At 44.1% G+C, this 21,858-nt stretch carries 20 protein-coding genes; 14 read left to right on the forward strand and 6 right to left on the reverse strand.

What is annotated here, in order from left to right:
• The first annotated feature begins 98 nt into the window (after positions 1-98).
• Positions 99-1,757, forward strand: coding sequence for a SulP family inorganic anion transporter (locus JJQ94_RS16020; RefSeq protein ID WP_172439880.1), 1,659 nt, complete (start codon positions 99-101; stop codon positions 1,755-1,757).
• Here JJQ94_RS16020 and JJQ94_RS16025 read toward each other — a convergent pair.
• On the reverse strand, positions 1,744-2,619 hold the full coding sequence (locus tag JJQ94_RS16025) for a LysR substrate-binding domain-containing protein (protein WP_099028738.1): 876 nt from the start codon (positions 2,617-2,619) through the stop codon (positions 1,744-1,746). The genes JJQ94_RS16020 and JJQ94_RS16025 overlap by 14 nt on opposite strands.
• Before the next feature lie 95 nt (positions 2,620-2,714).
• On the opposite strand from JJQ94_RS16025, the gene JJQ94_RS16030 reads away from it, so the two are divergent.
• On the forward strand, positions 2,715-3,836 hold the full coding sequence (locus JJQ94_RS16030; protein WP_099028739.1) for an S-(hydroxymethyl)glutathione dehydrogenase/class III alcohol dehydrogenase: 1,122 nt from the start codon (positions 2,715-2,717) through the stop codon (positions 3,834-3,836).
• Between the two features lie 56 nt (positions 3,837-3,892).
• The gene (gene fghA / locus JJQ94_RS16035) at positions 3,893-4,741 is read left to right on the forward strand and encodes an S-formylglutathione hydrolase (protein ID WP_099028740.1); all 849 of its coding nucleotides are present in this window, start codon (positions 3,893-3,895) and stop codon (positions 4,739-4,741) included.
• Between the two features lie 106 nt (positions 4,742-4,847).
• On the opposite strand, the gene JJQ94_RS16040 is transcribed toward fghA, so the two are convergent.
• Positions 4,848-6,746: a beta-ketoacyl synthase gene (locus JJQ94_RS16040; protein WP_099028741.1), complete on the reverse strand. Its 1,899-nt coding sequence runs from the start codon at positions 6,744-6,746 to the stop codon at positions 4,848-4,850.
• 117 nt (positions 6,747-6,863) lie between these two features.
• Between JJQ94_RS16040 and JJQ94_RS16045 the strand changes: the two genes are divergently transcribed.
• On the forward strand, positions 6,864-7,856 hold the full coding sequence (locus tag JJQ94_RS16045; protein ID WP_099028742.1) for a GlxA family transcriptional regulator: 993 nt from the start codon (positions 6,864-6,866) through the stop codon (positions 7,854-7,856).
• A 30-nt stretch (positions 7,857-7,886) separates the two neighbouring features.
• On the opposite strand, the gene JJQ94_RS16050 is transcribed toward JJQ94_RS16045, so the two are convergent.
• Together JJQ94_RS16050 and JJQ94_RS16055 are read right to left on the reverse strand one after the other, a co-directional pair.
• A complete protein-coding gene (locus JJQ94_RS16050) occupies positions 7,887-8,363 on the reverse strand; it encodes a transcription elongation factor GreAB (RefSeq protein ID WP_099028743.1) in 477 nt (158 codons plus the stop codon).
• Positions 8,360-8,794: a hypothetical protein gene (locus JJQ94_RS16055; RefSeq protein WP_099028744.1), complete on the reverse strand. Its 435-nt coding sequence runs from the start codon at positions 8,792-8,794 to the stop codon at positions 8,360-8,362. The genes JJQ94_RS16050 and JJQ94_RS16055 overlap by 4 nt, the downstream gene beginning before the upstream one ends.
• A 306-nt stretch (positions 8,795-9,100) precedes the next feature.
• On the opposite strand from JJQ94_RS16055, the gene ccoN reads away from it, so the two are divergent.
• The 10 genes from ccoN to uspE all read left to right on the forward strand — a co-directional run bounded on the left by ccoN (position 9,101) and on the right by uspE (position 18,198).
• The gene (ccoN, locus tag JJQ94_RS16060; protein ID WP_099028745.1) at positions 9,101-10,534 is read left to right on the forward strand and encodes a cytochrome-c oxidase, cbb3-type subunit I; all 1,434 of its coding nucleotides are present in this window, start codon (positions 9,101-9,103) and stop codon (positions 10,532-10,534) included.
• Between the two features lie 12 nt (positions 10,535-10,546).
• Positions 10,547-11,221, forward strand: a complete 675-nt coding sequence (gene ccoO, locus JJQ94_RS16065) for a cytochrome-c oxidase, cbb3-type subunit II (RefSeq protein ID WP_099028746.1) — start codon at positions 10,547-10,549, stop codon at positions 11,219-11,221.
• A 5-nt stretch (positions 11,222-11,226) separates the two neighbouring features.
• A complete protein-coding gene (locus JJQ94_RS16070; RefSeq protein ID WP_099028747.1) occupies positions 11,227-11,412 on the forward strand; it encodes a cbb3-type cytochrome oxidase subunit 3 in 186 nt (61 codons plus the stop codon).
• On the forward strand, positions 11,409-12,374 hold the full coding sequence (gene ccoP / locus JJQ94_RS16075; protein ID WP_099028748.1) for a cytochrome-c oxidase, cbb3-type subunit III: 966 nt from the start codon (positions 11,409-11,411) through the stop codon (positions 12,372-12,374). Before JJQ94_RS16070 ends, ccoP begins: the two co-directional genes overlap by 4 nt.
• Positions 12,375-12,492: 118 nt before the next feature.
• Complete coding sequence (locus JJQ94_RS16080) at positions 12,493-12,984, forward strand: FixH family protein (protein ID WP_010605013.1); 492 nt, start codon at positions 12,493-12,495, stop codon at positions 12,982-12,984.
• A 6-nt stretch (positions 12,985-12,990) separates the two neighbouring features.
• The gene (locus JJQ94_RS16085) at positions 12,991-15,366 is read left to right on the forward strand and encodes a heavy metal translocating P-type ATPase (protein WP_099028749.1); all 2,376 of its coding nucleotides are present in this window, start codon (positions 12,991-12,993) and stop codon (positions 15,364-15,366) included.
• The gene (gene ccoS / locus JJQ94_RS16090; RefSeq protein ID WP_099028750.1) at positions 15,363-15,563 is read left to right on the forward strand and encodes a cbb3-type cytochrome oxidase assembly protein CcoS; all 201 of its coding nucleotides are present in this window, start codon (positions 15,363-15,365) and stop codon (positions 15,561-15,563) included. Before JJQ94_RS16085 ends, ccoS begins: the two co-directional genes overlap by 4 nt.
• Before the next feature lies 1 nt (position 15,564).
• On the forward strand, positions 15,565-16,236 hold the full coding sequence (locus tag JJQ94_RS16095) for a sulfite exporter TauE/SafE family protein (RefSeq protein WP_099028751.1): 672 nt from the start codon (positions 15,565-15,567) through the stop codon (positions 16,234-16,236).
• 185 nt (positions 16,237-16,421) lie between these two features.
• Positions 16,422-17,156 carry an FNR family transcription factor gene (locus JJQ94_RS16100; RefSeq protein WP_099028752.1) on the forward strand — a complete coding sequence of 245 codons (735 nt, stop codon included), beginning with the start codon at positions 16,422-16,424 and terminating at the stop codon, positions 17,154-17,156.
• A 118-nt stretch (positions 17,157-17,274) separates the two neighbouring features.
• Positions 17,275-18,198, forward strand: coding sequence for a universal stress protein UspE (gene uspE / locus JJQ94_RS16105; protein WP_099028753.1), 924 nt, complete (start codon positions 17,275-17,277; stop codon positions 18,196-18,198).
• A gap of 53 nt (positions 18,199-18,251) precedes the next feature.
• Here uspE and JJQ94_RS16110 read toward each other — a convergent pair whose 3' ends face one another.
• Together JJQ94_RS16110 and JJQ94_RS16115 are read right to left on the reverse strand one after the other, a co-directional pair.
• On the reverse strand, positions 18,252-19,448 hold the full coding sequence (locus JJQ94_RS16110; RefSeq protein ID WP_099028754.1) for a PepSY-associated TM helix domain-containing protein: 1,197 nt from the start codon (positions 19,446-19,448) through the stop codon (positions 18,252-18,254).
• A 74-nt stretch (positions 19,449-19,522) separates the two neighbouring features.
• The gene (locus tag JJQ94_RS16115) at positions 19,523-21,676 is read right to left on the reverse strand and encodes a TonB-dependent siderophore receptor (protein ID WP_099028755.1); all 2,154 of its coding nucleotides are present in this window, start codon (positions 21,674-21,676) and stop codon (positions 19,523-19,525) included.
• Positions 21,677-21,858: the final 182 nt, after the last annotated feature.

Below are 21,858 nucleotides of genomic sequence, written 5' to 3' on the forward strand. Positions count from 1 at the left end.
TTTACTGAGCAGACAAATGGTAATACCAGTCCTTCGTAGCACTCCGTGCTATTTATCAGTAGAATGCCGTCAATTCTTTGATCGTTAAAGTCAAAAGTATGATCACACTTAAGAGATTTAAAAACGCCTCTTTAAAAGGTGACCTATTCGGTGGTGTAACCACTGCAATTATTTCTTTACCACTCGCACTCGCTTTTGGTGTTGCCTCTGGCGCTGGCGCAGAAGCTGGGATGTGGGGCGCAATTTTAGTTGGCTTATTTGCCGCGCTGTTCGGTGGTTCAACCTCCCTCATTTCTGAACCAACCGGCCCAATGACTGTTATCATGACAGCAGTACTCACCGCCATGATGAGCAAGTACCCCGAAAATGGTCTTGCGATGGGCTTTACTGTTGTCATGATGGCAGGTGCTTTTCAGGTTTTACTGGGTACGCTCAAGTTAGGTAAATACGTTACCTTGATGCCTTACAGCGTCATCTCCGGATTTATGTCTGGTATTGGTGTTATCCTCATTATTTTGCAGCTTGCTCCTTTACTTGGACATCAAGCGCCTGCTGGTGGTGTTGTTGGCACTTTGTCTAACTTGCCTAGCCTGCTGATGGACTTACACTTTTCTGAGTTGTTCCTCGGGGTGATCACGCTTGCAATCTTATTCAAAATGCCAAGTAAGTGGCGCCAGTACGTCCCCGCTCAACTGGTCGCACTCGTCGCCGTTACACTGCTTTCAATCATTATTTTTGACACCGATAGTATTCGCCGCATCGGAGAAATTCCAAGTGGCCTGCCAAGTATTGTGTTTCCAGTATTATCACCAGAGCTATTAGTTGAAATGCTTATCGACGCATTGGTACTGGGCACTTTGGGTTGTATAGATACGTTGTTAACAGCAGTAATAGCCGACAGTTTAACGCGAACCGAGCATGATTCTGATAAGGAACTCAGAGGCCAAGGTATTGCCAATATGATAGCTGGCCTTTTTGGTGCATTGCCAGGTGCTGGCGCAACGATGGGAACTGTGGTCAATATTCAAGTGGGCGCTCGCTCGCCAATCGCTGGCATATTCAGGGCACTAATTTTGATGGCCGTAGTCTTTATCGCGGGCAGCCTGACCGAGCCAATCCCAATGGCGGTGCTTGCTGGTATTGCAGTGTATGTTGGTTTTAATATTCTGGATTGGAGTTTTATCCAGCGTGCTCATAAGCTTAGTGTCAGTCAAATGGCGATTATGTATGGCGTAATGCTACTTACCGTTTTTGTTGACCTGATTGTTGCCGTGGGCCTTGGTGTATTTATCTCTAATGTGATGATCATAGAGAGATTAAGCCGAGTGCAAGCCAATCACGTTAAAGCAATTAGCGACAGTGATAGCGATGAAGATGTGCCACTAACGAAAAAAGAAAGCGAGCTGTTAGATAAAGCCAACGGTAAACTATTATTCTTTTATCTTTCCGGGCCAATGATTTTTAGCGTCTCAAAAGCAATCGCAAGACAACACCGCAAGATTAGTGAATACAAAGCCATGGTATTAGATTTAAGCGACGTAGCTATGATTGATGTCACCGTGGGCTTAGCCATTGAAAATGCGATTACAGATGCGCTTGATGCGAACTGTAGCGTGTTTATCTATTCACCGAATTTGGAGACCACCGATAAACTCAAGCGCTTAAACATTCATGACCGTCTAGGCGACCGTGCATTTTGTGATAGTCGCGAGATAGCGCTCAGTCAAGCCATTGATACTATGGCTAAAACTTATTAAAGTGCGCACTCAAGTGATCCAGTAATAACCGTAAGCTGGTGGCGACAAATTGTCTGGGTGGATACAGCGCCCAGACGCCTTCTTCTTCAGGTCTAAAGTTGGTTAGTACCTCTGTTAACTCACCACTCTCTAGCGCCTCCTGCACGTAATAATGTGGTAATTGTACCAAACCTAAGCCTTGCTTTGCTGCTTCCAAGAGCCCCCAACCACTGTTGCAACGAAGTGGCCCCACCACTTTAATTTGCCGCGCTTTACCGTGCTCAACAAAGCGCCATTCGCTACTATTACCAATCAAACATTTATGATTGCTAAGCTCAGCGAGCGTATGCGGTTGGCCAAATTGATTTAAATAGATATTTGCACCACACACCATGGTTTTACGTGTGGTTAGCCGTTTGGCGCGCAGAGATGAATCTTGTAACTTGCCGAGTCGAATTGCCAAGTCAAAGCCCTTATCGAGCAAGTCGACTTGGTTGTTCGTCAAATGCATTTCAACCTCAACTTTTGGATACAAACGCATAAAGTCAACCACAGCAGGCATGACATAAGACTCGCCGTACATCACCGGTGCGGTGAGCTTGAGTTTACCTGTTGGCTGTCTGTCACGTTGACGGATTGCTGCAGTGGCGTCATCTAACCCATGTTGTAAATGCTTTGCGTAAGATAAAAACACTTCTCCTTCCTGGGTCAGTGCCAATTTTCGGGTGGTGCGCGTCAAAAGTTGTATGTTGAGCCGCTCCTCTAACATTTTCACTCGACGACTAATTTGCGCAACAGACGTATTTAACTGAGTTGCAGCCCCACTAAAAGAGCCATTACTCACTACCGCAACAAACTCATCGATGCCAATCCATCTATCCATTATTACATATACGTAAAAGTCTTTATGATTTTTATAGATTATCAAAAATAATAATGTAGTTATACTGCTACCAACTTTTAAGAAAGGAACAAACCATGTCTGAATTTATTAAATCTAAAGCAGCAATCGCTTGGGGCCCAGGTCAACCGCTTAGTATTGAAGAAGTTGATGTTATGCCACCGAAAAAAGGCGAAGTTTTAGTTAAAATCACCGCAACGGGCGTATGTCATACCGATGCTTTCACTTTGTCTGGCGACGATCCTGAGGGCGTGTTTCCTGCAATTTTAGGTCATGAAGGCGCAGGTATTGTTGAAGCGATTGGTGAAGCCGTTACCAGCGTTGCCGTTGGCGACCACGTGATCCCATTGTACACACCGGAGTGTGGCGAATGTAAGTTCTGTAAGTCTGGTAAAACGAACCTTTGTCAGCAGATCCGTGAAACCCAAGGTAAAGGCTTAATGCCTGATGGCACAACCCGCTTTTATAAAGACGGCCAACCAATTTATCACTACATGGGCACGTCAACGTTCTCTGAGTACACTGTGCTGCCAGAAATCTCTTTGGCTAAAGTAAACAAGTCCGCGCCCCTTGAAGAGATCTGCTTGCTTGGCTGTGGTGTTACCACGGGGATGGGCGCAGTAATGAATACCGCTAAAGTGCAAAAAGGCGATACCGTCGCCATTTTCGGCCTCGGTGGTATCGGCTTGTCCGCTATCATTGGCGCTACAATGGCTGGCGCTAGTCGTATCATAGGTATCGACATCAATGAAGATAAGTTTGGGCTTGCCACAAAGCTTGGGGCAACCGATCTTATCAATCCGAAAAACTTCGACAAACCTATTCAAGAAGTTATCGTTGAAATGACAGATGGCGGTGTGGATTTCTCGTTTGAATGCATCGGTAACGTGGATGTCATGAGAAGCGCCCTTGAGTGCTGTCACAAAGGTTGGGGTGAGTCCGTGATCATCGGTGTTGCAGGCGCTGGACAAGAGATTTCAACACGCCCATTCCAACTTGTTACTGGTCGTGTTTGGCGCGGTAGCGCTTTTGGTGGCGTAAAAGGTCGCTCAGAGCTTCCTGAGATTGTTGAACGCTATATGGCTGGTGAATTCAAGCTCAACGACTTTATCACCCACACGATGAAGCTCGAAGATATTAATGAAGCCTTTGATTTGATGCATGAAGGCAAGAGTATCCGCTCGGTGATCCATTACTAATATCCGCTCAAGGACGCATAGGTTGCGTCCTATTTCGCTTAATTAAGGAGCACTTGATGGAACTAATTTCTAGCAACAAAGTATCCGGCGGTTGGCATAAGCGCTACAAACATACTAGCCAGTCGACGCAGTGTGAAATGACATTCGCCATTTTTTTACCTGAAGTCGTCAATGAAGGGCAACGAGTCCCTGTTCTATATTGGCTTTCAGGGTTAACCTGCAGCGATGAAAACTTCATGCAAAAAGCGGGCGCGTTTAAAAAAGCCAACGAGCTTGGGATAGCGATTGTCGCACCAGATACAAGCCCGCGCGGAGAAGGCGTTGCAGATGACAAAAATGGCGCTTATGACTTTGGTCTAGGTGCGGGTTTTTACGTCAATGCGACACAGACACCATATAGTCAACATTATCAAATGTATGACTATGTGACAGAAGAATTGCCTCAGTTAATCGAAGCCCACTTCCCGGTTAGCCAGCAAAAAGCCATTAGCGGTCACTCTATGGGTGGCCATGGTGCGTTAATTATCGGGCTTAGAAACCCTGACGCCTATACGAGTATCTCTGCGTTTAGTCCAATCGTTAACCCAAGTAACTGCCCTTGGGGACAAAAAGCGCTAACGGGATATTTAGGGGATGACAAACAGCGCTGGCAACAATACGACGCAACCGAATTATTGTCGAACTATGCTAGTCCAACAAAACGTCCGATACTCATTGAGCAAGGTTCAAGTGACCAGTTTTTAGATGAGCAGCTAAAACCTTGGTTATTCGAACAAGCGGCTGAAAAAGCAAGTTACCCCATCACGCTAAACATGCATGAAGGTTATGATCATAGCTATTTCTTTATTTCGAGCTTTATTGAACATCACCTTGAGTTTCATGCTAAATATATGAGATATGCTTGATCGTTCGTATTACTGCCGTTAGTGCATTTGAGCGCTAAGCTAAAAATAAAAAAGGCGTACTCCCTGTACGCCTTGCTTGCTTAACATTATTCTTTACATCAAATCATCAGATTAAATCACCGTATGGATTCTTTGGACAAAGCTGTATGCTCTGCTCAAATCCTGGAATGGCTAACTCTTGTTGACTTAAATTCAATTCAGACTCATCAATCATGCCATTACCAAAGCGGTAAATGAGTTCGTACTGGCCATAATCGGCCGCCTGCTGATATGCAATTTGTCTTTGTGTTGTAATGGCAAGTTGTTGCTCATAATTTGCAAACTCAAATTGGCTATAACGCTTGCTTAGTAACTGCTTCGTAAGCGTTGGAGAAAGTACCGTTGCTGTCGCATTGTTACCGCCAAAGCCCTTTGAGTTAATAAAGGCGATATCCATTGGGTCACACTCATAGTGCTCAGTGCGAATATCTAAATGCTCGACGTGAACATCCTCTGCTACCGCATTGATTGTGGTGATCCCTGGCATAATATTGTATTCAAACACCCCTAATGCCATCGCTAGCTGATCGCCAGACGCAGGTGCTATGGTATGACCAACATAAGCTTTTGGCGCCGCTACTTTCCAACCATTAATCGCAAAAGTCTCGGCAATTTTGTGGTAGATAAGCGACTCAGTGACGCGGTTTTGTGGTGTGCTTGAGCCATGTGCCAAAATAAAGCTGCGTTTTACTAATGCCTCTGTGCCTGCAATTTGCTGAGCCAGTGCGACCGATTTTGCCATGGTAATGTAGTTACCTGGTCCAGGTGCCGTGATCGACTTTTTCACGCCATCTGCGTTTACATATACATCGGCCACCGAGCCCATGATCTGCGCTCCAAGCTCAAGCACCAGCGCATCATCCATCAAAATCGCTACTTGTGCACCTTCACCAATCGTAAAGCCACAGTTTTCACCGAAAGGACGACTGGTTTTACGATAATCTACACGCTCGGTGCCATCAAGTTTACGTAAGCCTTCTTCATTTGCGAGTGCGCCCATATTACCGAAGCCTTCGATGATCTCTGGTGTAATAGCACATTCAACACTGGCTACAATCGCCACACGAGTACGACCAGCCTGAATATCATTCACTGCAGCGCGAAGGTTATATAGAAACGTAGCGCACGCACCCGATGTCGTAAACGTTGTGCCAACGCTGCCAGTAACATAAGCATTGATAAAGTCAGTGGACATGGTGTTGAGTCCTAGCGCCAACTGCTTGGTGCTTACTCGGTCGCCACGTAAACGGCTACGCACTAGTCCACCTAAGCCCTCATCATTCATTTGCCCTACAACAGAAGCGGAATAAGTGCCTATTTGATCAGGTCGTACGCTGTTCATCACCTTCTCCCACTCAAGACCCGTTGAGCGGATAGCGTCGGTTGCAGCAAAAATCGTCGCCTGAAGGCCGCGTGGTTGGTAACGGCTGTTATACATGAGCGACGGCTCAAAGCCGGTTGGTAATTGACCTGCGGCTTTAATTGGGTTGTCTCTAAAACTATCGTGCTTAACTTCAATCTGGTCCGCTATGGTTACTTCAACCGTTTTTGGATCAAGCTCAATCACTTGCCAAGCTGCAGGAACTGGCTCAGGTAAGTCACGCTTACGACAACTGAATACTATCTTGCTGTCATCATTTGCTTTCATTGTGAGCTTTTGCTGCCAAGGGGTCGCATCTACGTCAAAATGGTTTTTTTCAATTTTACGGATCAACGTCCCCGCTAAGATCTGCTCACCAAAGCGCGACTCAATCTCGGCCTCTTGAATGACTTGGTCGTTTTGGTCAATCAGCTGACCCTCTTCATAACGTACTAAGTTCATTAAACTCGCAAGGCCCAAATAGGTCTCTTGTCGGTCTTTAGCATTTAGCTTATCCAGTACAATACGTTTGTAGCCTTGATGGAAAGAGGTGCGCCCCGCGGCGTTAATCCCCCCCATTCCTACAATAATTGGCAATGCTGTCATGTCGTTCCTACTTCTGAACTAAGATAATGACTTGATTTTAATTGCATTCGAATTTAAGTTTTTACAAAATACGCCACATATAAATCATTTTTCGCCAAAACAAAGAGGTCGGAGCAGATGAAATCCTGTACAAAGGTCGCCATTGTGCTTTACAAGCATATGCTCGTCACCAGTGTTACCTTACCGCTGGAAATGCTCAAAGCTGGACAAGCCTTTGCTAAAGTGCACCTAAAAGCAGCTTATACTCCTTTAGAAATTATGCTTTGCAGCAGCCAAGGCGAGGCAATTAATGCCGATAACTACATGACACTTGAGGCACAAAGCGACTTCAGTTCATTACCTTTGTATGACTACATTATTGTGCCAAGCATATGGCGAAATCCAAGACCTATCGTAAGACAAAACCAAGCGTTGAGTGAGTCGCTTGCCGATGCGTGGGTAACAGGAAGCACACTGATAGGCGTTGGCACAGGCGTTTGCTTTTTAGCAAATTCTGGCCTGCTTGACGGACATTCAGCAACGACCCATTGGCATTTTGCCAAACAATTTTCTCAGCTATATCCCAATGTCGAATTAAAACCGGATTACTTTATCACCCAATCAGAGCGGATCTACACCGTAGCCAGCTTAAACGCTCTTGCTGATGTTATTGTTCATATTATTGAGTTACTTTACGGTATCGACGCTGCACACCATGTTCAGCAAAACTTTTCTCATGAAATTCGTAAGCCTTACGAAGAGCAGCGTTACTTAGAAGGCGCTGTGGACCGTCATGCCGACGAGCAAATTGCCGCGATTCAGTTTTGGCTGAAAAATAACGCCGCATCGGAACTCTCTTTACCCGCTGTCGCGGCGCAATTTGATTTGAGTTATCGCACCTTTAACCGCCGCTTTAAACAAGCAACTGGACAAACCGCCGTTGCCTACTTGCAACAGGTGCGTATTGAAATGTGTAAAGAGCTACTCGCGAGCAGTAATCTCTCCATTCAAGATATCGCCCTCGCTTCTGGATTTAATTCACAAGGGCAATTAAGTCGGGTCTTTCGGCAATTGATGGGAAAATCACCAAGCACATATCGGGCAATCGTAAGAAAGAAATTGTTCTCGTAGCAACTCGTAGCAAAACGAGAGCAAACCACCCTACAGTATTTGCATCACAGTTAACGTTTGCTGTTGGCCGTTGAAGAAAAATGAAATATCTTGATCTACAGTTAACCCCTTAAGCCGTTTGCCAAGTGGAGCTTCAAACGTTAACACCAGCACAGGTGTTTCTTTATATTGGATTTTTAATCCGCCTTCGCAAGGCGCAAAATAGAACCAATGACAGTTACCCTGCTCATCTTCAATTTCAACTAGTGCGTTATGTGTAATTGTATTGCTCACAGCTAGAGCCAACTGATTCAATATTGTTTGTTTTGCCAAATGCATGGCATCAACGCGCTCACTTTGTCCTTCAGCCAAATACCCATATTCAATACTCAACGAGTCGTATTGTGTTTCAGCAGCACTTTGTTCATGGGTAGCATCAGCACGTGCACTGTTTGCCGCTTCAGTGGCTTCAATCAGCTTTTGTTCAAGTGCAAACTTGAGATATTCGATAAAAACAGATTTATTCATTGGTAATTTACAGCTATTGGATGACTGGTAGTTACAGACTGGCCGTTAACAGTTAGCGCTAAACGTAAAATCCAACGCATAGATTTATCCGTGCATACACCAACCATGGTTTTTGCTATCAGTGTGTTTTTGTCAAAGAACACGGGAATTCTTCCCATGTTCATATTTTCTCCCTCAAGCCATGCCGAAACGACCTCTACTTTAGTCGCACTTTTTAGCCCAATGGTAAATTCTGTTTCAGGTTGAACCTGCTCTGAGCCCAGATAAATCTGCACTTGTGAAGTTAACTCACAGGGCGCTGAAAAATTACAGACATTTCTTGTTACTGAACTTTCACTTTTTTCTGAACTTTCATGTATAATAATAGTCGGGTCTGAACAGGCCACGAGGAAAACACCTAGCAACCCGATTGTTAATTGCTTTGCAATCATGAGGGATTTACCGTCACTTCTGAATCCTGCGCAGTGTACGCAAGTTTCAGGGCAAATGCTAGGTTGCTTAAGAAGCGAACAAAAAGCGCGTGAAAACTTGATTGATGTCATAATTTTAGGCGTTTTAGGTATCTTTTCATAAGCAAAAAAATTATCATTTCCTCGCAAAAATAAAGGTTTCTCGGGCTGGTTAGGTTTTCACTCATCTTTTGAGTTAAAACATGACGGGCTTGAAGAAATATAACTAGGGCCTGTAATTCAGGTAATTCATTTCTAATCGCAATAAATTGCAGCGGAATCCAGAAAATGAGCCAAACAGTAGCATCACAAACTGAGTACAATTATAAAGTTGTACGCCAATTCGCTATCATGACAGTGATTTGGGGCATTGTTGGCATGGGTGTAGGTGTATTTATCGCAGCGCAACTTGCGTGGCCTGCGTTAAACTTCGACATTCCATGGTTAACTTACTCTAGACTTCGTCCGTTACACACGAACGCAGTAATCTTTGCATTTGGTACAAGTGCACTATTTGCAACCTCTTACTATGTTGTTCAGCGCACGTGTCAAACGCGCCTGTTCTCTGACAAACTTGCCGCATTCACCTTCTGGGGTTGGCAAGCCATTATCGTAGCAGCGGCTATCACGCTTCCTCTAGGTATTACTTCTTCAAAAGAATACGCTGAACTAGAGTGGCCGATTGATATCGCAATCGCGGTAGTATGGGTTACTTATGCTGTAGTATTCTTTGGTACTCTTATCAAGCGTAAAGTGTCACACATCTATGTAGCAAACTGGTTCTACGCTGGTTTCATTATCACTGTTGCAGTGCTTCACATTGTAAACAGTATGGCTATCCCTGTATCACTTACTAAATCTTATTCAATCTACGCAGGTGCAGTAGATGCGATGGTTCAGTGGTGGTATGGTCACAACGCAGTAGGCTTCCTACTTACCGCTGGTTTCTTAGGTATGATGTACTACTTCGTACCAAAACAAGCAGGTCGTCCAGTTTACTCTTACCGTCTATCGGTTGTTCACTTCTGGGCACTTGTTTCTCTATATATTTGGGCAGGCCCTCACCACCTTCACTACACAGCACTACCTGACTGGACACAGTCTCTAGGTATGGTGATGTCAGTTATCCTGTTCGTTCCTTCTTGGGGCGGTATGATCAACGGTATCATGACGCTGTCTGGCGCTTGGCACAAACTACGTACTGACCCAGTACTGCGTTTCTTAGTTGTATCTCTATCGTTCTACGGTATGTCTACTTTCGAAGGCCCAATGATGGCTATTAAGTCTGTAAATGCGCTTTCACACTACACAGACTGGACTGTAGGTCACGTACACTCTGGTGCACTAGGCTGGGTTGCAATGATTTCTATCGGTGCAATTTATCACCTAATTCCTGCACTATTTGGTCACGGTAACATGTACAGCATCAAGCTAGTTAACACGCATTTCTGGCTACACACAGTTGGTGTTGTGCTTTATATCGTTGCAATGTGGATCTCTGGTGTTATGCAAGGCCTAATGTGGCGCGCAGTAAATGCTGACGGTACATTAATGTATAGCTTTGTTCAGTCACTAGAAGCTTCTAAGCCTTTCTATATCATGCGATTCCTAGGCGGTGTATTCATCGTAGTTGGCATGCTGGTAATGGCTTACAACGTATTCCGTACGGTTACTGCAAAAAGTGGTCAACTTGCCACTGATGCAAACCCGCAAGTGGCTTAAGGGGTATTGAGTATGAGCAACAATAACTCAACAAACAAACACGAAATCGTTGAAAAGAACGTTGGCCTGATGGCTATCCTAACGGTATTCGCGATTAGCTTCGGTGCACTAGTTGAAATTACTCCACTAATGTTCCAAAAAGATACCACTCAGCCAGTAGAGGGCTTGCGCCCACTAACTGCGCTTGAAATGGAAGGCCGCGACATCTATGTCCGTGAAGGTTGTTACAACTGTCACTCACAAATGGTTCGTCCATTCCGTGATGAGGTTGAGCGCTACGGTCACTACTCTGTAGCAGGTGAGTCTGTATGGGACCACCCATTTCAGTGGGGTTCTAAGCGTACAGGTCCAGATTTGGCACGTGTTGGTCAGCGTTATTCTGACGACTGGCACTATGCGCACTTAATGGATCCTCGCTCGGTGGTACCTGAGTCAAACATGCCTGGCTACCCTTGGCTTGATAGCACTAAAGTAGATACCACGTATACTCTGAAAAAATTACAAGTGTTCCGTGATGCATTTGGTATTGACAAGTCGTCAGACCGCTACAATGGCAAAGGCTACGGTGATGATGCTGAACTGCAAGCACAGGTGGATGAAATCCACGCGATGAACGGTGGCGAAGGTGCAACAGAAATGCAAGCACTTATCGCTTACTTACAGCAACTTGGCACACACTTGAAGTAATTGTTATGGATTACGGCACATACAGAGGCATTTTAACTCTGGTAATTTTGGTACTGTTTTTAGTGATTGTTGTGTGGGCATATAGCAAGCGGTCTAAGCGCCGTTTCGACGACGCTGCTAATGCCATTTTTGAAGACGAGAAAAAACACAACAACACTATCTCTAATGAGGAAAAGGAGTCTGAAAAATGACTAGCTTTTGGAGTATTTGGGTTATCGTACTAACCCTAGCATGTCTAGCTCTGATTTTCGGCCTGCTGATTTGGAACCTGAAAAACTATGTGGGTGTCAAAGAAGGCGAAAGCTGTGGTCACGAGTTCGATGGAATTGAGGAACTAAACAACCCACTACCTAAGTGGTGGACTTACATGTTCTTCGCAACTTTTGTTTGGTCAGTATATTACCTAGCTGCTTACCCAGGTCTTGGTAATTTTGCTGGTTTCTTGAACTGGACCAGCTCTAACCAGGGTATTACTACCTTGGCAGAGTCTAAGAAAGCAGTTGCTGAAGCACATGAAAGTGGCCAGTGGGTACAACTTGATAAAGAAGTTGAAGCGGCACAAGACCGTTTTGGTCCTATCTTCCAAGAATTTGCAAAACAAGACGTACTTGCGCTTGCAAAGAATGAAGAAGCACTTGAAATCGGTCAGCGTTTATTCTCGCAAAACTGCGCTCAGTGTCACGGCTCAGATGCTCGTGGTGGTGCAGGCTTCCCTAACCTAACTGACAAAGACTGGTTATATGGCGGCACGCCTGACAAGATCAAAGAAACACTGCTTAACGGTCGTGTTGCCGCGATGCCACCTTGGCAAGACGCGCTTGGTGATCAAGGCATAAAAGAAATGACTGCTTATGTGCTAAGTCTTTCTGGACGTACTGTTAACCAAAAAGATGCTGACGCAGGTAAAGCTAAGTTTGCAATGTGTGCAGCTTGTCACGGTATGGATGGTAAAGGTTCTGTTGCACACAACCTACCATTCGGTGCACCAAACTTAACCGACAATATCTGGCTATATGGTGGTTCTCAACGTGCAGTTGAAGACACGCTTCGCCACGGTCGTGCGGGTGTAATGCCAGCATGGAAAGATATCTTAGGTGAAGATAAAGTACACCTTCTAACAGCGTATGTTTATAGCTTGTCACAAGACCAATAAGCTTAGCTTTTAGAACATTATTTGAGATCAAAAAAGCCTCCATTTGGAGGCTTTTTTTTAGGTATTTACCGCAACTTACGGTAGAATACGAGCAAGTTTTATAGCCATGTGAGCAACTATGAACCCTACCCCTTGGTATAAGAATTTTTGGCCTTGGTTTTTAATTTTTTTCCCACTTGTTACTGTTGTTGCCTGTGTTTTTCTCATCACGTTTGCAGTCGGTAATGGTCCTGATATGGTCGTTGATGACTATTACAAAAAAGGTAAAGCAATCAACCTTGAACTGAGTAAGTTTGATAAAGCAAAAGCGCTCTATTTACATGGTGATCTGCAAGTAGCAGAGCAAAAAGTCACCTTTAAATTTACTAAGGGCGACGCTTCTAAAGTTCATGCATTAAAGCTCTCGTTTTACCACCGCACTATTGAGAAATACGATTTTGCAGTCACACTGACTAAAAATGCCAGCGGCGAGTTTACTGGCTTATTTGATGAACCACATAGCGGTGTGTTCACGGTATTTATAGAGCCTATGGACAACAGTTGGAAAATGAAGGAAAAAATCCAACTGCCACATGATGGTATTATCGCGGTCACTCCACAGTATAAGTAAGCTGCCATGGCAAATTCGTGTTTTCATTGTTTGGAGCCTATTCCTAAAGGGTTTGTAGGCTCGGTTACCTTTGAGGGTAGCGCACAACCGGTTTGCTGTATTGGCTGCCAAGCCGTTGCCGAAACCATTATTTCTCAAGGTATGAGTGACTACTACACTTACCGCACCGAAAGTGCAGGTAAAGTTGAAGAGCTTGTACCTGAGCAACTCAAAATGCTACTCAGCTATGATAACAATGAAATCCAAGAAGATTTCGTCGAAATTAGCGGTGAGCACAAAGAGGTACTGCTCAGTGTTGAAGGGATAAGCTGTGCAGCTTGTGCTTGGCTTATCGAAAAGCAACTGCTGGCGCTTGGCGGTATCGTTCGTGTTGATGTTAATACCTCCACCCATCGCGCCATGATTGTATGGCAAGATAAACACGTTAAGCTAAGCGATATCATCAAATCCTTGATGGAAATCGGCTATAAGGCCTACCCGTTTCAAGCCGATGAAGAAGCCGCACAGAAGCAAGCCGTAGCGAAAGCGTATATCCGTCGTTTAGGTGTTGCTGGCCTCATGACTATGCAAGTGATGATGTTTGCATTTGCCATGTACTTTGGCATGTTTTCTGGCATGGAAGAAGACTTTGAACAGTACTTTCGTTGGATAAGTCTCGTGCTTGCCTCCCCTGTTATTCTATATTCAGCGATGCCATTTTTAACGAATGCGGTTAAAGGTCTGAAAGCTAAACAACTGAATATGGATCTCCCTGTTTCACTTGCCATATTCGGAGCCTACGGCGCCAGCACTTACGCTACTTTTATGGAAGTCGGCGAAGTCTATTTTGAATCCATCTGTATGTTTACCTTCTTGCTGTTATTAGGTAAATATCTTGAGTTTAGGGCCAGACTCAAAGCCAGTGAGTTTACTGCAAATCTACAGAAATTGCTGCCATTGACCGCCAGAAAGGTTGATGAGAATAACAATGAGCAACATATTGCCGCCAAAAAACTAAAACTGAACGATCTTATATTAGTTAAGGCTGGAGAAACTATCCCTGCGGATGGCTTAGTGATCAAAGGCCATACTACCGTTGATGAGTCGATGATGACAGGTGAACATTTGCCAGTTAAAAAATATCAAGGCCATCAAGTGTATGCAGGAACGGTGAATCACGACGGTGTAATTACGCTAGAGATCAATAAAATTGGGCAAAACACCCTGCTCAACCAGATTATTCGACTGCAACATAATGCGCTCACCAAACGCCCTAAGTTGGTGGAAATCACAGATAAAGTCGCTCAGTGGTTTGTTGCCTGTCTATTAGTTTTTGCCTCAATCACCGCCATTGGCTGGTACCCAATTTCACCAGATAAGGCTTTTTGGGTCACTATCTCGGTGCTTGTGGCGACCTGTCCATGTGCATTAAGCCTTGCTATTCCAACTGCGCTTACCTGTGCTGTCGCGTCTCTCACAAAGAAAGGGATCTTGATTAAAGAGTCCCATGTTTTAGAAACGGCGACCAAATTAACGCGTGTTGCCTTTGACAAAACGGGCACACTGACCGAGGGCCGTTTCTCAATCAAACATATCGAATTGCTGCAAACGGAATATAACGAGCAACAAGTCTTGGATTTCGCCGCAGCGTTAGAGCGCTTTTCTGAGCACCCTATCGCTCGCGCATTTGCGCATATCACCCCAACCGAAAACCTAGTCCAAGACGTTGAAGTTGTGGCAGGTTCAGGTATCCGTGGTCACTGGCAAGGAGTCACCATTGCCCTTGGGAAAAGCCATTGGTTTGATAACCACGCGTCATTTGCTCAAGCAACCTTGTTCATTGACAACAACGCAGTCGCTGACTTTTACTTCAATGACAAAGTAAAAAGCAATGCTGAAACAGTTGTTGAACAGTTACAACAAGCTGGCCTTACATGCCACATGCTAACCGGGGATAGCTCAAATGCGGGCAAAGAGTTATCGCAGCAGTTAGCATTAGATAGCTACCAAAGTGCTTGCACACCAGAGATTAAGCAACAAGCTGTTGAAGCTTGGTCCAAACAAGGCGAAATTGTCGCTATGGTTGGTGATGGCATTAATGACAGCCCTGTGTTTAATAGCGCTCACTTGTCTGTTGCGATGGATACCGGCGCTGATATCTCAAAAAATACCGCTGATGTGGTGTTGTTAAATAGCGATTTGAATGCCATTCTAGCCCTTCAGCAAGTAGCTAAACAAACGCGCAGAATAGTAAAGCAAAACTTAACAATATCACTTCTGTATAACGGCTCAATTCTGCCACTCGCTGCGCTTGGACTAATTCCACCTTGGATCGCAGTCATTGGCATGTCAGCCAGCTCGATCATCGTGATCGGTAATTCATTAAGGTTATTAAAGCTATGAGTATCATCTACGTATTAATACCTATCGCCATTTTATTCGTCATTATTGCTATTGGTATTTTCTTTTGGGCAGTAAAAAGCGAACAATTTTCAGATTTGAATAAACAGGGCCACAGCATCTTATTCGATGATGATAAAGTGCAAACGGGTGATAAGTCCGTAAAACCATCAAATGACAAGAGTAATAACGACAACTAGCATGAATGAGATAAGCTTGCTAAGTGCATTTGTGATGGGGCTTGCGGGAAGTGGTCACTGCTTGGTGATGTGTGGCGGTATTGCCAGCTCGCTGCAACTGGCGAGCAAGCAGCTTTCTGCTGTGGTTGTTACCCTATTGTATAACATCGGACGTATCTCCAGCTATGCGCTTGCTGGCAGTCTTGTCGCCCTGCTTGGAGCAAGTCTCGCCAAGCAAAACACATCACTCGCCATTATATTACAATTGATGAGTGGTATTTTTATGGTGCTTGTCGCTATCTACGTAATGCGCTTAGCCAGCACCTTAAAATGGCTAGAGTCGTTTGCTAAAAGCTTAATTTGGCAACATATTGTTAAGCTCAATCGCTACTTAGTTCCTGTCAATACAAAAGCCAAAGCGTTTTGCTATGGAGCCTTATGGGGATGGCTACCCTGTGGCCTAGTTTATTCTGCTTTAACATGGACATTACAAGCGAAATCAGCAACTGAAGGCGCACTCATTATGCTCGCCTTTGGTGTCGGCACAATGCCTGCACTGATTGCAATAGGACAATCGGCTCAGCTGCTACAAAAGTTTATAAATCATTTAGTTACACGTATTATTATGGGTAATTTATTGATTTGGTATGGTGTTTATTTAATTATTATTGCAACTGATAAGTTAGTACATTAACCTATCCTTATCTAAGCAAACTCATCATTTAAGATTATTGGTTAGCGCTTTGAGATTAGGAGCTCCAATCGATAACCAGATTTTCTTTTGCGTGTCATATGAGTTTGTGGCGATCTGTAGTACCAAAACCGTTATGCTTTGATACTAGGTTGCCTTCACGTGCGTCATAGACTTATGGAAATTTTATGGACTTAAGTAATCAAAACCGCTCAAAGAGCCAATGCACAATCAGCTGCAATAATTGCAGTATCAGTCAACTTTGCCTCCCGTTTTCGCTCAATGGCAGCGAAATGGACAAGCTAGATGAGATCATTGAACGTAAAAAGCCGCTTCATAAAGGGGACTTTCTCTTCGAGTCAGGTACACCATTAAATGCCATCTTTGCTGTTCGTTCTGGTTCATTTAAAAGCTACACATTGTCTGAACAAGGTGACGAGCAGATCACTGGGTTTCACCTTGCGGGCGATCTTGTGGGTTTTGATGCCATCAATAAAATGCAACATCAAAGCTTCGCACAAGCTTTAGAAACTTCTATGGTGTGCGAAATTCCTTTTGATACCCTAGATGAATTAGCCGGTAAGCTACCTAAGTTACGTCAACAGATCATGCGGTTAATGAGCAGTGAAATCAATTACGACCAAGAGATGCTGTTATTATTGAATAAAAAGACAGCTGAAGAACGCTTGGCAACTTTTATCTATAACCTTTCAAATCGCTTTGGCGAGCGTGGTTTTTCTCGTAAAGAGTTCCGCTTCACGATGACGCGCGGTGAAATTGGTAATTATCTGGGTTTAACTGTAGAAACCATTAGCCGTTTACTCAGCCGTTTTCAAAAAGCAGGGATTATCAAGGTTGAAGGCAAGTTTATTACCATTATTGACGCTGCAGCCCTTGCTGAAACAGCCGCGATTGCATCTTGATTTAGAACAAACTATTTATCGTTAAGACTTTATCCTTAGGTAGGATCGGTTACACTCAATAAGGTCAGAGGTGAAAAAGCTTCTGATCTTATTTGTATGCCGTTTTAAGGAGATAGTCGTGGATAAAATCAAAAGTATACTCACCGTAATTGATCCAACTAAAGAGCGCCAAAATAGCTTAGAACGCTCTATTAATCTTGCCAAGCGTACCGGTGCAGCCATCACTGCATTTATGTCTATTTATGACTTCTCCTATGAAATGACCACGATGCTGTCTAAAGACGAGCGTGAGGCAATGCGTGAAGCAGTAATTAAAGACAGAGAAGCATGGCTTGCCGATATGGTTAAGGGTTTTTCTGATGTGAGTATCCAAACTAAAGTGCTGTGGCACAACCGCCCCTACGAAGCGATTATCAAAACCGTGCTCGCGCATGATTATGATTTGGTCATTAAATCCACGCATCAGCACGATACCCTGAAGTCAGTGATCTTCACCCCAACCGACTGGCATTTAATTCGCAAATGCCCTGCGCCTCTATTGCTTGTTAAGGATCACGCTTGGCCAGATCAAGGCAACATTATTGCAGCAGTGAACTCTGTCAGCGATAACGAACAACATCAACAACTCAATAAACGTATCATTACAGATGCTCAGTTTTTATGTGAATTGGCCAATGCCAAATTGAGCCTTGTAAATACCTACCCAGCAACGCCAGTCAATATTGCCATTGAAATTCCCGAGTTTAACCCATCGCAATACAATGAAGCCGTGAAAAAACATCATGAAGACGAAACGTTCGCACTCGCACAAACTTATTCAATAGATAAAAGTGATTGCATCATCAAAGAAGGTCTACCAGAGGACGTTATTCCCTACGTTGCTAAAGAAAAAGACGCTGAGTTAGTGGTCATTGGCACTGTCGGTCGCACTGGACTGAGTGCAGCGCTTGTTGGCAATACTGCTGAGCATGTGATTGATAGCTTAGACTGTGATGTCTTAGCACTAAAGCCAGATGGCTATAAATCCCCATTAGAAGACTAACTCAGCGCTCAAGTTAATTTAATGTGCGGCAAATCCACAGCCGCACATCCCCTTTATATATATCTGGCGAGCCAAAAATAAAAGTAAAATGCTGATAAACAAAATATCGGCAATGTTGCCAACTGTGCGCTCGTTATACTTTTAGACTTAGTGCGCTTGTATGTCATCATCACGCCGGTAAACGACAGCCCGGTTAACGCAAGGCCAAACACAAACCATATGAGCTTAGAGGTGATCCCTGCAAAATAACCAAAGTGTAACGGATCTGCATATTCGTTAAGATAATTGCTCCACGCCATATTTTCAGGTTGCTGTATTGCTAAAACCTCTAGCGTTGTTGGATCCATATAAACTTTGTGCGCTCTATCCCGAAGTAAAGGGTTTGTACTCATTCCTTGAAAACGCAGCACCGCAGTATCTGCTCTTGGCAGCTGTACGGTTGTTATCGTCCAATTGGGAATGGCAAGCTGCGCTTTCTCAAAAGCGCTTTCAAACCTCTTTGCAGAGAGCATGTTGACGTCTTTTACCGCTGTAACATGCTCAACTTTTGGAGCTGGAGGCTCCAAACTAAAACCGACTACCCGTGCAGAAAACTCAAACAGATACCAAATACCTGTGATAATAATAAGTGTACTAAACCACAGTCCCCATAAGCCAAAGGCCTTATGCAAGTCACTCAAAAATACTCTTGTACCTTGCGCCACTCTCACTCGCCACAGCGCGACTTTCCAATTGCGTGTTGTTTTCAGCCCAGTGTAGAGAGAGATCATTAAAATGAAAGCAAAAGCGGTGACGATTGGCAGCCCGGGCATTGCCGGCATAAATAGGTAGCGATGCAAATCTCTAAAAAATCGTTGAATTGTGAGTAATGGTATATCGCCCGTTACTTCATAAGTCCATTGATCGACGTGCACATACCTATCACTTTTAGCCTCGAAAACCACCCGTGCTCGATAGGTAAAGTAGTCGCTCCCCATTGTACCTAAAGTAGTAATACGACCTTCTGGATAGCGCTCAGCTATCGACGCATACATGTTTCTCCAAGATGCAGCCGTTTGCTCTTTTACCTCTTTGGGCTTTTGGCTCGCACGCATTTGGTCAAAAACAAGCCAATCTAATTCATTTGAAACAGTTGCGATTGTGCCCGTTGCGAGGATCACAAACATAACGGCCGCTAATTGAAAGCCTACCCAGGCATGTAAATCATATAGCTTGCGTAGCCGCTTTCTTTGTTTAGCTTTGTCAGCCATCTTGATCCTCATAAAGGTAGACTTTCGTTTCCACAAGCTCGGATAATTCACCGAGCCTCAGATTAACTTAAGCATTACCAGTTGTAGGTAAACTCAAGGAAAGCATTTCTTGGATCGCCCGGAAAGTGCCCTGTGCGGTCTAAAAAGCCCGACTCTGCATATTCTTTATCGAATACGTTTTCAACTCTGAATAGCACACTGTAGTTATCTAATTCCCAAATAATTGAGGTGTCAGCGACGAAATAGGAATTTAGTGTTTGGCCAGATAAACTAAGCTGCTCATCCACATAGTTACCGCCAACTGCGAAAGCCAAATTCCACTCAGGGATCTGATATCGAGTCCACACCCCAAACTGATTTTCAGGGGCATTGGCAAATTTATCGCCAACACTATTGCGGATCCCACCTGCGCCATTGTCAGCGGTGATAGTCGCATCATTATAGGCATAGGCCAGGCTTACTACCCAGTCAGGGGTCACGTCGGTGATCAACTCGATTTCTAGGCCTTTACTCGTGATTTCTCCGATTGGCGCTAAATTATCAACACCATCTTGCTCAGGATCTGTACCTGTATTTTGTAGCAAGTTTTGCCTTGTTATCTGATAACCAGCCACTTTTAGCAATGTACTTCCGTCAAATAACTCTGCGTTAAGCCCAACTTCAATGATATCACCCGTTGTTGGTTCAAATGGACCACCCGCTTTTTCGTCCTGACTGGATACGCCTTGAGGTTCGTAAGAGTCAGCCCACTGTGAATACAATGAGATATCATCAGTTAGCTTGTAGATACCACCAATTCTGAAGCTAACATTGGTATCATCAAACTTACTGCCATTGGCATCGTCTTCAAACTGGTCATAACGTATGCCAGCTACAAACGTTACTTTCTCCCAAGCGAGTTCGTTGAGTACATAGGTGCCATTACGCTGTTGTTTCGTTGTACTTTCTGGCGCAAACTTCACATTGTATTGATTTGGCTGCGTTTCTCCATAATTAGGATTGTAGAGAGACAAAGGCAAAATGTCCGAGTCTAACGACGTACCATTTAGATAACGAGTGACAAAGTCATTAGATGCTGACGCTCGACCCAACAACGCATCTTCTTCACCAGAATATATATCTAGTCCAAACGCGGTACGCTGCTCAGCACCAAACATCTGTGTTTCATAAACAAAGTTAGCTGCAAGAGAGAGTTGAGACTGGGCTCTTAGTTGATCTCGGAACTCACGTGCGACCAAATCGATTTGACCATCTTTATTGCTATCGATGAGTGCTCTTGGTTCATGATAATTTTGCTCTTGCTCATTATCTATATAGCGAAGCGCAACGTTGTAACTTAGCGATGGGCTCAAATCCCCAACAACACTCGCTTGCAATACATCTGAGGTTAGATTTAAAAAGTCTGTAGGCTCATTATGATTCCACGATGGTGTAGTTAGAAACTCACCGTCATCGCCAGCGGGGACACCGCGTAAGCGATTCGCGTCCAAGTCCTGTTTGTAGTGCGTGTATTGCAAAATCAAGCGAGCATCATCAAAATCATAAGCGTAACCTGCATCCAAAATTGCCACTTCGCTGGCACTATTATCACGGTAGGTATCTTGTTGTTCGTAAAAGGCTCCGAGACGAATGCTTTGTGCTTCTGCTACTTCACCAGTCACTTCGCCAGAAGCTCCGTAACGGCTATCTGTGCCCGCAATAATACGAGTATTGGCACTAAACTCAGATTGCGGCTTTTTAGTTATATAGTTGAATAATCCACCAGGTGCCCCGGGTCCATACAGCATACCGGCGGGACCTTTCAAAAAGTCGACACGCTCGACATTAAATAGCTGTGGGACATTAAACCCAACATATGGATCGCCTCTTAGACCATCAAAATAGATTTCTTCTTGACGAAAGCCACGTGCAGTCACCCCCGCGTAGCTAAATTGGCTGACCCCCGCGATATTACGATAGAGATCTTTGGCATCTCTTGCCGCTAAATCACGGATCAGATTTGCATTGAGAGAAGTTACCATCTGGGTCGAGTTAAGTGGGTCAACCGCAAGCTTTCCCGTTGAAGACTCACCATTGCGATATAAATTTAATGTTCGGCTAACGACGGTTATTTTTTCTATGTCTTGGTCTTTAAGCTTATCTTCTGATACTTGCTGCTGAGCTGATGCATGCAAAGAGGGATACATAATCGCTAAAGCGATAAGGGATAGTTTTGATATTGTTTTCATTTAGAGCCACAACTTGGTTATTATTAAAGCGCAGACAAATGATAACAATTATTAATTACATTTAAAATAACCAACCTACATTTAATTGCGTTTTTTGCAAAGTCGAGAGCAAAAATATCTCATGAGATCATTTTCCCGACGGCATGTATAAGTTAGGTGCGTAGTGTTAACAGGTAATTTAA

The organism is Pseudoalteromonas sp. GCY, assembly GCF_016695175.1.
In the GTDB taxonomy this organism is placed as follows: domain Bacteria; phylum Pseudomonadota; class Gammaproteobacteria; order Enterobacterales; family Alteromonadaceae; genus Pseudoalteromonas.